Origin of the sequence: Chryseolinea serpens, from assembly GCF_900129725.1 — a bacterium.
GTDB lineage: Bacteria > Bacteroidota > Bacteroidia > Cytophagales > Cyclobacteriaceae > Chryseolinea > Chryseolinea serpens.
In genome coordinates, this window is sequence record NZ_FQWQ01000003.1 from 248,624 (window position 1) to 261,698 (window position 13,075).

Sequence of the window (13,075 nt, forward strand, 5' to 3'; positions counted from 1 at the left end):
ATACATCGAAAAATACTATGCGACGAGAGGAGCTTGCCAAGCTGGAGAAGGAAGACCTGATGATGCTGTTGACCCTTACCCACGACAAGATGCAAAAGAAAAACACTCAACTGCGCAAAACCCAAGAGAAGCTAAGCCTGGCAAAAAGCCGGATCCGGAAAATGAAAGACATCATCAGCTACCAACGGAAGCGGATCTTGGATGGTGTTTCGACGCAGGAGCCGGCATGATGGATAGTAATCACCTGGTTTTTGCCGTTGACATAAATTTCATTCGTTCACTCCGGGCCTTTTGTCCAACTTTATTCCATGATCGCGCGTGTTTGTATTTTAACAACCGGAATTCTGCTGATGCTGCTTTCCGTTTCGTTTGTCGGCGCCCAGCCCAACCGTAAGATCAGCATCGCTTGCATTGGGGCCAGCATCACCTATGGCGCCGGTCTTGCCGATCGTGAAACGCAATCCTATCCCGCGCAACTTCAAAACCTGTTAGGCGACCGTTATTCCGTGACCAACTATGGTGTGAACAGCACCACGCTACTGCGCCAGGGAGATTATCCTTATTGGAGTACAAAAGCGTATGCGTCGGCGCTGGCCAGCAACCCCGACATCGTCTTCATCGACTTGGGGGGTAACGACAGCAAGCTGGTGAACCGCGTGCATGCCGGTGCGCTGGAACAGGATGGTCGTGACCTCGTTCAATCCTTTCGGGCACTTCCCTCGCACCCGCGGGTTGTTTTGCTGCTGCCGATCGTCTCCTTTGTGGCCGATACAACGGCGATCTGGGACGCGGCGATTGTGAAAACGATTATCCCGCACTTGCGCAACGTTGCGTTCGATGCGGGTTGTGAAGTGTTGGATATGCATCCATTATTATTGACCCAATCCGCGCACATGCCGGATAAAATACACCCCGACGAAGTTGGCGCCGCCCTGATGGCGAAACGACTTCACGCTTTTCTCACGCAAGACAATGACGACCGTTTCGATATTTTTAAAACCCTGAAACCCGAACACCTGCAGTCGTTTTATGGTTACGCGTGTTCCGAATTCGCCATGGAAGGACATCCCTGCAAGATCGTCCAGCCTAAACGCGCTGCGAAACATCACCCCTGGATCTGGCGCGCGCGTTTCTGGGGTCACGAACCTCAGACGGACATCGCGTTGCTGGAGCGAGGATTTCACGTGGTGTATTGCGATGTGGCCGAACTATTCGGCAACGCCGAGGCCGTGCGACGCTGGAATGTGTTCTATGATAGGCTCACCAAAAACGGACTCTATCCTAAGGCGGTGCTTGAAGGCATGAGTCGCGGTGCGGTGTATTGTTATAATTGGGCGGCGGCCAATCCGGAGAAAGTAATATTTGTTTATGTGGACAACCCCGTGCTGGACCTGAAGAGTTGGCCAGGGAGTCAGCGCACCAAAACCGAACGGCCGGAGTGGGAGATCTTCAAAAAGGACTTTGGGTTGGTTTCGGATGAGGCGGCGCTGGCGTTTCAAGGGAGTCCCATCGACAAGGTGTCGTTGATCGTAAACGGACATTATCCCCTGTTGCACGTTTGCGGTGATGCGGACCGCGACGTGCCCATGATCGAAAACACGATACCGTTCGAGCAAAAAGTAAAGGCGCTTCACGGCGACATCACGGTGATCCATAAACCGGGCTTCGCACATCATCCTCACAGTCTTCCGGACCCAACCCCCATCGTGTATTTTGTTATGGCGGCGTGGCAGGCGTACCGGTAAATTCGATTCACCCCATCCCAAACCAGCTCCACTTTTTTCCAAATGGACATGTTGCGACGATCGGCAAGATCAAATTTTACGCTTGCGGTTCGATAGAATGGATGACACTTGATTTTTTTCAACCGTAAAAAGCAAAAACCTTCAAAAAAATCCCTGTTAATAGGTTTTTAAGAGATAATTAATTCCCCCCGGATAGATTTGATTCATCGTAAACGATTGAATTGCCCATCGCAAACGATGATTATACCAACCCATGTTCCACTTAACTAACTATCCAAAACGATGATCAAAATCTACACGTTTTTGGCGCTCTTCGTTGGCACAAGTACCCTTCTGCAAGCCGGCAACGCCGGTTCGAAGGATGCTTTGAACGAAGATCGCAATGTGGGGCGGATCGCCAACGCGACTGCTCTCGACACCACGGTTCCCCCCGATGAGGAGCCACTGGCCGCCGCACGGACGGCACAGGCTGTGCAGGGGGTGGTAACTTCAGAAAGCGGGGACCCCATGCCCGGCGTGAATGTGATTGAAAAAGGAACTTCCAATGGTACGACGACCGACGTGGAAGGAAAGTATGCGCTCAATGTGTCCGGACCGGATGCTGTTCTGTTGTTTACCTTCATCGGGTATTCATCCCAGGAAGTGCGCGTGGGAACGCAAACGGCCATCAGTCTCTCCCTTACGCCCGATGTTTCCACTTTGCAAGAAGTGGTGGTTGTGGGGTATGGTACACAACAAAAGCGCGATGTTACGGGCGCAACTTCTACGGTGAAGTCCGACGAAATTGTGAAACGTCCAATTACGCGCGTGGAGCAGGCCCTGCAGGGAACCACGCCCGGTGTGGTGGTGACCAGCAACAGCGGCCAGCCTGGTGTGGGCCTGAGTGTCCGCATCCGGGGTTCAAACTCGGTGAGCGGCTCCAACGATCCGCTCTATGTGATCGACGGCTTTATCGGTGGTAACATTGAATCGATCAACCCCAACGACATCGAGTCGCTCGAAATATTGAAGGATGCATCCGCGACCGCTATCTATGGATCGCGGGGATCGAACGGGGTGGTGATCATCACCACCAAAACCGGCAAAGAGGGCGCACCCCGTATCAACTTCAGCACCTGGTTCAGCAAAGCGATGGTGCCCAAGCAACTCGATATCATGAACGCCTATGATTTTGCCCGCACCGTAAATTTGCAACAGTCGCAGGTGGGACAGGGCCCAGCCTTTAGCGATGCGCAACTCCAACAATTCAAAGAGAACGGCGGCACGGACTGGCAGAAGGAGCTTCAAAGGAAACCGGTGTTTCAGAACTATCAACTCGACATGTCGGGTGGCTCATCGGCGGTACACTACCTTTTCTCTTTCAACCACCTCGACCAACCTGGTCTCATCCTCAACCAATACTACAAACGGACAACCTTCCGTACGAATGTGGATGTGAAAGTCAACGACCGACTTGATCTGAAATTCAAAGTGACGGCAGTACTTCCACAAAGCCGCAACACGCAATATCAGGGCGACCTTACAGACCCCTTCTCACAAGCAAACATCTGGGATCCCACATCTCCCGTGCGCAATCCGACCACCGGCGCCTGGGTGAACGGCTCTTCCTATGGATCCACGGGTTTCAACCCCATCGCGCAAGCGACGAGCCAACAGGAAGATAGAAAGTCGACCGACGTGACCGGTATCGGTACGTTGTCCTACCGGATCTTCAAAGACCTGGTGTTCACGTCCAACAACACGTATCAGATCCAATCCGGTTTTGAGGATGGGTTGCGTGGACCAGGCACCGATCCGGGCTCGGCATTTTATGCGAACACGAAGGCCACCAGCGGCCGTGCCTATCAGAACAGCAACTTCCTCACGTATAATCACAGTTTTGGTGAGCACGCGTTGACGGTAACGGCTTTGTATGAGCAGCAGAATCGCATCAGTCGCAACATTAACGGCCGCTCGGCCGGTTTGTCCAGTTATGCGCTGGGCTACTATGGTCTTGCGCTGGGGCAATCACAACAGCTCAGTGCCGGCTACTTTAACGAGGCCATTCAATCGTATATGGGCCGCGTGAATTATTCGTATCGCCAGAAATATCTCCTGACCGCCAGTGTGCGTACCGACGGTTCGTCGCACTTGGTGCAAAAATACAGCACCTTCCCCTCGGTGGCAGTGGGTTGGAACATTGCACGCGAATCGTTCATGCAATCACAAAAGCTGTTTGCCGATCTGAAGCTGCGGGCGAGCTATGGCAAGACGGGTAACCAGGCCGTGCCGGCCTACTCGTCGCTGGCACAAATTACAACGGGCGGTCCGCACCCCGCCTACTATTTCGACGGAACCAAAGCGAGTGTATCCACACCGTTGGGTTCGCCCGTTTCACAAACCTTGAAATGGGAAACCACCGATCAGTTTGACGTCGGTTTAGACGCATCTTTCCTCGAAGGCCGTTTGACCTTTACCGTCGATGCCTATAAAAAAACGATCAACGACTTGCTGTTGAACTACCAGGCGCCCTTCTACATGGGTGGCGGCTACTATCAAACCAACCTGGGTAAGATCGAAAACAAAGGGCTTGAGTTCGCCTTGCGGGGCACCCCGATCAACACGGGTGCTTTGAAATGGAACAGCTTCTTTACGCTCTCCTTCAACCGCAACAAAGTGCTCGACTTGGGTGGACTCGACAACATCCAAGCGAACAATATCGGTTCGGCACAAGACGGTGCCGCCATCATGCGGGTAGGCCGACCGCTGGGTGAATTCTATGGATACGAATTCCTGGGAACCTGGAAAAGCAGTGAAGCCGATGAAGCGGCCAAATTCGGACTGTTGCCGGGGGCAGCTAAATATACGGATGTCAATGGTGACCATGCTTACAACTCTGCCGATCTCAAGCCGATTGGAAATGGCACACCGAAGTATTCTTTTGGTTTTATCAACGACGTGAGCTACGGCAACTTTACGCTGAGCTTTATGTTCCAGGGCACACACGGCAACCAGATCTATTCGCAGACGATGGCCTATCTGTGGGGCGGACAAGGACAAGCCAAGAATGCCACCACCAGCGAAGCCATGAACATGTGGTCACCCACCAACGAAACCGACAACCCTTCGTTTGGCGGCAATGGTAAGAACTTTATCAACAGCAGCCGCTATGTGTACGATGGCAGCTACGTCAAGCTGAAGAACATCTCGCTGTCCTACCATGTGCCCACGGGCTTGTTGGATAAAGTGAAAATGAAGAACCTGGAAATCTATGTGAGCGGACAGAATGTTTTCACCATCACGCATTTCCCGGGCTATGATCCGGAGATCAACAACGCGCAGAACGCGGTTACACAAGGCCTCGAAATGGGTGTGATCCCCAACCCGAGAACCTACACCATCGGTTTGAAAGCAGGCTTCTAACCTCACAACCATTTTTAAAAACGTAACTATGAACAAGAAATATTTTATACCCTTCGCCTACGTTGGACTGCTGGCCCTGGCAAGTTGCCAGGACCTCAACGAAGATCCGAAAGCCACCCTCACGCCACAGACGTATTTCAAAACGCAATCCGATCTAGACGCGGCCGTGTCGGCGATCTATGTGCAGTTCGCCATCGACGGCGCCTATGGTTTCACCAGTCGGATGACCTCCTACTTTGGAGCGGACGATTTGACCACAGACCCCGCGTTGAACAAAGCCGACTTCCGCGATTTCGATCGCCTTGCCGGTGGCGCCGGGAACAACAGCATGGTAGCAGAATGGTCGGGACCCTGGCAAGGTATCTACCAGGCCAACAACGTGCTCACCAACTATGAGAAAGTAGAATCCACCGAGGCTGCGAAGAATGCTTCGGCAGGCCAAGCTTATTTTTTGAGAGCGTGGGGCTACTATAACCTGGTGCGGACATTCGGCTCTGTGCCGCTCGTGACGGGCCCTATCGATGTGAACGCGCGCCCCGACCGCGCCCCGATTGCCGATATCTATGCGACCATCATCAGCGATCTGCAACAGGCGAAATCTTTGTTGCCCGTGAAGTTCGACGGCGAACCCGGCAGAGCCAACCAGATGGCTGCACGCGCGTTGCTAGCCGATGTGTATCTCACCATGGCCGGCTGGCCGATGAACCAAACCAACAACTACGCACTGGCTGCCCAGGAAGCACAAGGCGTGATGGATGGAACCTACACGTTGGTGGATGACTACGCCACGGTGTTCACTACGAACAATCACTCGGAGTCTATCTTTGCCTTGCAGTACAACGTAGCCGGCGGAACGCCCCAAAGGAGCTTCGGATCTTCCTCTGTTCCGTTGGAAGAAGTAGCCTTGAACGGTTCCAGCGGATGGGACGACTACTATCCCGAGATCAATTTCTATCTGAACGCGCCGAAGTGCAAACGCAGCGACGACACGTTTTACACCACGATCAAATTGCGCCAGGCCGACAACGTGACGTATAAGTTGGTGAACTGGGATGATGAGGAAACACACGCCCGCCACCCGTATTTCAAGAAGTTCCGCGCAGGGCTTAATGGCGATGGAGTATCCGAGACCGACCACTCCATTATCACCATGAACCCCAGCACCAACAAAGCGCTCGACATCATCCGTTATCCCATGGTACTGTTGGATTTTGCCGAAGCCAAAGCCATGTCTACCGGCCCCGACCAAGCCGCCTACGATGCCATCAACGCCGTGCGTCACCGCGCCGGTCTGAAGGATCTCACCACCGGATTGTCTGCAACAGCGTTCCGCGACTCTGTGGTCTATGAACGCGCCTACGAATTTGCCGGAGAGTTCGGCATCCGCTGGTTCGACATCGTGCGGTTGCAATTGCTGCCACAAGTTATTGCCGCCCGAAGCGACAAAGAAAATGCGATCAACACATCTGGCAATCTAAACGACAAGTATCTCGCGCCGATTCCCCAGAACGAGATGTACAGGAATCCCCTCTGGCAACAGAATGATGGGTATTGATTTTTGTTGAGTTAGGTTGAACTATACTGTAGCGTGTGGTTTAACTTTTAGGGAGGTTGAGCTGGGAAAGGGTTCCCCAGCTCTCCTTCATTTTGCAAGGGACTGCTGTTTCGCGCCGCGGAAGGTTCGTACGAATCTATTTCGCTCGTAGCGGCGCGGTTGGAGCTGGTTGGTGTAGCAAAGCCGTCCGGGGCGGACAGCTTTGCTACACCAACAGCTTTAGGGGCAAGCATCCGCTGAGCGGATGCTTGCTTTTTCGAATTGAATGAGCCAAACGGGGGTTGAATCCATCAAGAAGATGCGTAGCATATTCTTGCATTTTAAACTTTGTGCTGATCAGGCACCACCAAGGTGCCTGATCAGCACAAAGTTATTTTACGGCGCGCCTACGCACGTGATAAAGGTGATGAACCTTCTTTCGCGCCTTTGCTACACACTTCCTACTGTGCACGTCACACACAAACCTCACACCTCACACAAGTTACGCACGAGCCACACAACTTTCATCACACCATCATTATTAACATAAGCACAAATGAAACGACAAATACTTCTTCTGATACTGCTAGCAACAGCTCCTCTTGCTTTTTCCCAACTCAAACACAATCCAAAAACTTTATTTCCTACTTACAACGGCCTCGTCATGGCCGGCTACCAGGGCTGGTTCCGTGCGGCTGGCGACGGTAGTCAAGCCCGGCACTTTGCCTATGGCGATGAGAGCCGTTCGAGCATCGACGCATGGCCCGACGTTTCGGAATACGAAAAAACGTACGAAACTCCTTTCAAGCTTCCGAACGGATCCAAAGCAAAATTCTTTAGCTCGCTCGACAAGAGCACCGTCGATCTGCACTTTAAATGGATGCAACAATACGGCGTAGACGGCGTGTTCATGCAACGCTTCTTCGATGACACGCGTGATAATAACCGCAAAAAAGAATCGACTGCGATTTTGACGAACGCCATGGAGGCGGCGACGAAATATAAACGCGCCATCGCGGTCATGTACGATCTTTCGGGATTGAAAGGATCAGGGGAAGATTGTTCCTCGATTATTGAAGATTGGAAATATTTGGTGGACCAGCTTCGCGTCACCAGCCAGAAAGAAAACAATACATACTTGCATCACAACGGCAAACCGTTGGTGGTGATCTGGGGTGTGGGCTTTCCCGACCGGCCGTATAACATCCGCAACATTGGGTTGGAGCGTTTGATAAATTTTTTAAAGAATGACCCCGTCTATGGCAATTGTTCCGTGATGCTTGGCGTGCCCACGGCTTGGCGGGAATTGAATGCCGATTGTTTGCCCGACCCTTATCTGCACGATCTCATTCGCGCCGCCGACCTGGTGTTGCCCTGGACGGTGCAGCGCTTCTCACCTTTGCTGCACAACGACATGGACCGGTACCGTGACCTGATGCTGGCCGACATGAAGTGGTGCGAAGAAAATCACGTTGGCTATGTGCCTTGCGTATACCCGGGTTTTAGCTGGCACAATCTCAGCGTCCACGCTTTCCCAGACGACATCAAACCAGTGGCTTCCATTCCGCGTCAGGGGGGAAGGTTCTATTGGCAGTTGATCGCCACCGCGCTGAACACCGGCGCGAAGATGCTTTACGTGGCCATGTTCGACGAGGTGAACGAGGGCACGGCCATTTTCAAAGTGAGCGATACCCCACCCGTGGGGGGTGCAACTCAGTTCATGGACCTCGATCACAAACCTTCCGATCATTATCTCTGGCTCACCGGTGAGGCAGCGAAAATGTTGCGCGGTGAAAAGCCGCTCACTTTTACATTGCCGGAACGGAAATGAAAGGACGCTTTTGTAGTTTTCCCTGAAGAAATTTTTTTATGACGCATCCCAGCATCAACGACCAACCAAACGCATCGGCTCCAAGACCCGGCAGGGTGCTGGCGTTTAAGGTGATCGGTGTTTTGCTGCCGTTTGTATTTCTGGTATTGGTAGAGGTGTTATTGCGGGTGTTTCACTATGGATACTCCACCGATCTTTTTATGGAATATCCGGGGAACAAAGAACTCCTGGTCATGAACCCGGATGCCTCGAAGAAATATTTTACGAACGCGTCTACGGCGACGGTCGGGAATGTGGAGTTTTTCAGGAAGGTGAAAAATAAAAACACGCTGCGCATTTTTGTGTTGGGGGAGTCCACCACGCTGGGCTACCCGTATTTTCACAACGGTTCGTTTCACCGTTGGCTGCAGTACCGGCTGCAACATACTTTTCCGGAACGCGACTTCGAGATCATTAACCTAGCCCTGACGGCGGTCAACTCGTATACAGTAATGGGCTTTGCCAGGGAGGTGGTCGATTATTCGCCGGACGCCGTCTTTATTTATACGGGCCATAATGAGTATTACGGCACGTTGGGCGTGGCGTCGACGGATCGGATAGGAGGGAGCCGCTTGATGGTGAAAACTATGTTGTTGTTGCGCGAACTGAGGATTGTGCAGGGCATGACGCGATTGTATGAAAAGCTCTTTGCGCCCTCATCGCAAACCAACGGCGGCACCCGCATGAAAATGATGGTGGCTGACGAGCAGATCCCCTTCGGGTCGGAACTCTACCGTCGCGGGATGGAACAATTCAAGGCCAACCTGCAGGAGACACTGGACGTTCTCCAGCAACACCACATCCCGGTTTTTGTCAGCACGCTGGTGAGCAATGAAAGAGACCTGAAACCCTTTGTCAGTTTTCGGGTGGACAGTGTGAAATATCCCGGGTTCCAGGAAAGGTTTACCGCTGCCGTCAAGGCCCTTCGGGATAATGATGTTTCCCGTGCCTATCAGTATTTGAAAGAAGCGGATTCCATCTGTGATGGTCACGCGTTGAGTCAATATTATCTGGGAAGACTGGCCTACCGTTATGGTGACTATGAAAAAGCCAAACGATCTTTCCAAAGGGCAAAAGACGTTGACGGCCTTCGTTTTCGAGCGCCGGAAGAAGCCAATGACATCATTCGACAGACGTGCAAGCAACACCGTAATGCCCATGTAGTGGATGCAAAAGCTTTTTTCGAACAGGCCTCCTCACATGGCGTGACGGGAGATGCGCTGATCCTGGAACACGTCCATCCCAACTTGACCGGTTATGGCGTGTTGTCGGATGCGTTCTATGAGGCATTGAATAAAGAGAAACTTGTTTCCGTGGATACGCAAAGGGAAATGACGGTGCAACAGCTTCTGAAAGCTATGCCGGTCACGAAGGTGGACTCGCTTTCGGGTTTGTATAAAATAGACCGGCTAAAAAGAAGCTGGCCTTTCCGCGAGGCCCTTCACCGCGATTCTATGAAAGTGGAGACCTATGAGGAGTTGCTCGCACAAAAGCTGGCCAATCGGCAAGTGACGTGGCAAGCGGCCACCGACAGCCTGTACAACTATTACTTAGCGAAGAAGGACTTTCGCGCGGCAAAGACTGTGATGGAAACCTTTGTGCTCGAGTATCCAGAGGACGCAGGGCTGTATGAAAAGGCGGCGATGTTGAGTGGTGAGGTGAACGCCCTGACCGATGCCCTCGTGTATTTTCAGCAGACTTTTCGGCGTGCGCCCACGACCGAGAAAGCACGGTATCTTTTTGTTCTTTACCTGAAGCAAGACCGGCCCGTCGAAGCCTTGCCCTACCTGGACTATGTTATGGCCCACAGTCCTTCACGCGCTACGCTTCTGCCCGTGAGAACGTATGCGAAAAAAATAATAAAGCTGCAGACCATTCAGAAACAAGACACCACCAACGTAACGCTTTTGAATGAGATTGCGCAGGCCTATTTTAGTATGGACAATCAGGACGCAACGGAAAAGTACATTCGTAAAATATTTAAACTCGACGCGCGCAATGCCACGGCGTTGGCATTGCAGGCAAAACTTAGTCACAAGTAAACCCAAACGGGAAGTATGAGATCACTTGTTACATTGATTACCAGAAAGCAATGTATGGAATTTGGTCAGGTGGCTGTGCTGGTTGTTTTACTGGCCGCACTATATTTTAAGGACGATCATGCGCTCATCCTGGCAGCGCTAATTTTGATCCTACTGACGATCGTGGTACCGATGGTATTTTATCCATTTGCCGTGGTATGGTTTGGGCTGGCGAAACTATTGGCGGCGGTCGTGCCGCCGGTGTTGCTCGGCATTTTATTTTTTGTGATGGTGACGCCGTTGGGTTTGGTGCGCCGCGTGATGGGACGCGATGCGTTGCGGCTTCGTCAATTCAAAAAGGGGAGATCGTCGGTGATGAGCAACCGCGACCATGTTTATACCGAAGCCGATCTGAAAGACACATTTTGAAAACTTAACGTCATAAGGCCATCGAATTTCTAAAAGAACTCCTGCGCTTTCTACGCACCCGGAAAAAGTTCTGGCTGCTGCCGCTTATTGTCGTGTTGCTGCTTTTCGCGGCGCTCATCGCGCTGACCAGTGCCTCGGCCCTGGCGCCTTTCATCTATGCCTTGTTCTGAAGTATGACGCGCATCGTGATCCTGGGCATCTCGGCATTCTATCACGACAGCGCTGCCGCCCTGGTCGTGAATGGATCCATTGTGGCCGCCGCGCAGGAAGAACGCTTCACCCGGAAGAAGCACGATGCGAGCTTTCCCATCCACGCGATCCGTTACGTGTTGCGGGAGGCCGGCGTCGAATTTCATGAGCTCACCACGATTGCATTTTACGACAAACCCTTATTGAAATTTGAACGTTTGCTGGAGACCTATCACGCCTTCGCGCCCCGCGGCCTGGTAAGCTTTGTCACAGCGCTCCCCGTGTGGATGAAAGAAAAGCTTTTCATGAAGGATGTATTGCGCCGGCAACTGAAAACCTTAGGTGACGCGAAGGTGCCGATGCTATTCCCGGAACATCACTTGTCGCATGCCGCCAGTGCATTTTATCCTTCGCCCTTCGAGGAAGCCGCGATTCTCACCCTCGATGGCGTGGGAGAGTGGGCTACCACCACGTTGTGCTATGGAAAATCCAACACCATTAAAATTCTAAAAGAGCTTCATTTCCCACATTCGGTCGGACTCTTGTATGCGGCGTTCACTTATTACCTTGGTTTCAAAATAAACAGCGGCGAGTATAAAGTAATGGGACTGGTGCCGTACGGAGACCCGCACTCACCCCAAACCGACGAATTCCGTCAAAAAATTCTCTCCACGCTTGTCGACGTGAGAGACGACGGTTCGCTGCTCCTCAATATGGACTACTTCGACTTCGCCACCCAACTCACGATGACGCGCGATGAAAAATGGGAGGACCTGCTAGGCTTGCCTCGCCGCAAATCCGAATCCGAGATACAACAAGCCCACATGAATCTCGCCCTGGCCCTGCAGCAGGTAACGGAGCAAATCGTGTTGATACTCGCGCGCACGGCCCGGCAACTCACGGGGAGCCGTAACCTGGTCATGGCCGGTGGCGTCGCGCTAAATTGCGTGGCCAACAGCAAGATCCAGGAGGCGGGCATATTTGAGGCGATCTGGATGCAGCCCGCTGCGGGAGATGCCGGCGGTGCACTCGGTGCGGCACTGGCGGCCTTTCACATCGGGCATCACCAGGAGCGAACGCCCATCCCAGGCGATGCGATGCAGCATGCTTACCTCGGGCCTGAATACACCGACAAGGAGATTCTCAACACTGCCCAAAAATTCAATGCCCCTTTTCACCGTTTTGAAGAGTTTTCTGACCTCAGCGTGCAGGTAAGCGAAAAGATCGCTGCCGGAAATATCGTCGGTTGGTTCCAGGGTAGGATGGAGTTTGGGCCGCGGGCTTTGGGCAACCGGAGCATCCTGGGAGATCCACGCAACCCGGTCCTGCAAAAAATGTTGAACCTGAAGATAAAGTCCCGCGAAGAATTCAGGCCTTTTGCACCAAGTGTATTGCTGGAGGATCTTCAGGACTATTTCAATACGACCACACCGTCGCCCTACATGTTGTTTGTTGCTGCACTGCGCTGTGAGTTGCGTCAACCTGAACCGGAACACTATCAGGCGCTGCCTTTGTATGACCGGCTGTATCATGTGCGGTCGGATGTGCCCGCCGTGACCCACATTGATTATTCTGCGCGCATCCAAACCGTGACCCGGGAGAGTAACCCGAAATTTTTCCAACTGCTGCGCGACTTCAAAGCGATTACCGGCTGCGGCATGTTGATCAACACATCGTTCAATGTGCGGGGCGAACCGATCGTGTGCACACCGCAGGAGGCCTATGTTGGGTTTATGCGCACGGGAATGGATTACCTGGTGATGGGAAGATTTTTGTTCGACCGGAGCGAGCAGCCGTCGTTGCCCGCGGAGCTGGTGGAGCAGACCTTTGCCTTGGATTAGGTTGGACTTTTTTCTCGTCTTCCATCGCACCGGCCCATGGAATT

At 52.6% G+C, this 13,075-nt stretch carries 9 protein-coding genes; all 9 read left to right on the forward strand.

From position 1 onward, the window contains the following. Window positions 1–17 precede the first annotated feature (17 nt). The 9 genes from BUB30_RS20870 to BUB30_RS20905 all read left to right on the forward strand — a co-directional run bounded on the left by BUB30_RS20870 (window position 18) and on the right by BUB30_RS20905 (window position 13,031). A complete protein-coding gene (locus tag BUB30_RS20870) occupies window positions 18–230 on the forward strand; it encodes a hypothetical protein (protein WP_073137852.1) in 213 nt (70 codons plus the stop codon). Between the two features lie 78 nt (window positions 231–308). Then, the gene (locus tag BUB30_RS20875; RefSeq protein ID WP_221408764.1) at window positions 309–1,745 is read left to right on the forward strand and encodes a GDSL-type esterase/lipase family protein; all 1,437 of its coding nucleotides are present in this window, start codon (window positions 309–311) and stop codon (window positions 1,743–1,745) included. 282 nt (window positions 1,746–2,027) lie between these two features. After that, window positions 2,028–5,147: a SusC/RagA family TonB-linked outer membrane protein gene (locus BUB30_RS20880; protein WP_073137856.1), complete on the forward strand. Its 3,120-nt coding sequence runs from the start codon at window positions 2,028–2,030 to the stop codon at window positions 5,145–5,147. Window positions 5,148–5,175: 28 nt separating this feature from the next. Then, on the forward strand, window positions 5,176–6,702 hold the full coding sequence (locus BUB30_RS20885; RefSeq protein WP_073137858.1) for a RagB/SusD family nutrient uptake outer membrane protein: 1,527 nt from the start codon (window positions 5,176–5,178) through the stop codon (window positions 6,700–6,702). A gap of 535 nt (window positions 6,703–7,237) precedes the next feature. Beyond that, a complete protein-coding gene (locus BUB30_RS20890; protein ID WP_073137860.1) occupies window positions 7,238–8,512 on the forward strand; it encodes a glycoside hydrolase family 99 protein in 1,275 nt (424 codons plus the stop codon). Between the two features lie 38 nt (window positions 8,513–8,550). Beyond that, on the forward strand, window positions 8,551–10,593 hold the full coding sequence (locus tag BUB30_RS20895; protein WP_073137862.1) for an SGNH/GDSL hydrolase family protein: 2,043 nt from the start codon (window positions 8,551–8,553) through the stop codon (window positions 10,591–10,593). 15 nt (window positions 10,594–10,608) lie between these two features. Continuing rightward, the gene (locus BUB30_RS20900) at window positions 10,609–11,001 is read left to right on the forward strand and encodes a hypothetical protein (RefSeq protein ID WP_143165019.1); all 393 of its coding nucleotides are present in this window, start codon (window positions 10,609–10,611) and stop codon (window positions 10,999–11,001) included. 20 nt (window positions 11,002–11,021) lie between these two features. Next, window positions 11,022–11,171 carry a DUF5989 family protein gene (locus BUB30_RS35825; protein ID WP_221408789.1) on the forward strand — a complete coding sequence of 50 codons (150 nt, stop codon included), beginning with the start codon at window positions 11,022–11,024 and terminating at the stop codon, window positions 11,169–11,171. 3 nt (window positions 11,172–11,174) lie between these two features. Beyond that, window positions 11,175–13,031: a carbamoyltransferase family protein gene (locus BUB30_RS20905; RefSeq protein ID WP_073137866.1), complete on the forward strand. Its 1,857-nt coding sequence runs from the start codon at window positions 11,175–11,177 to the stop codon at window positions 13,029–13,031. Window positions 13,032–13,075: the final 44 nt, after the last annotated feature.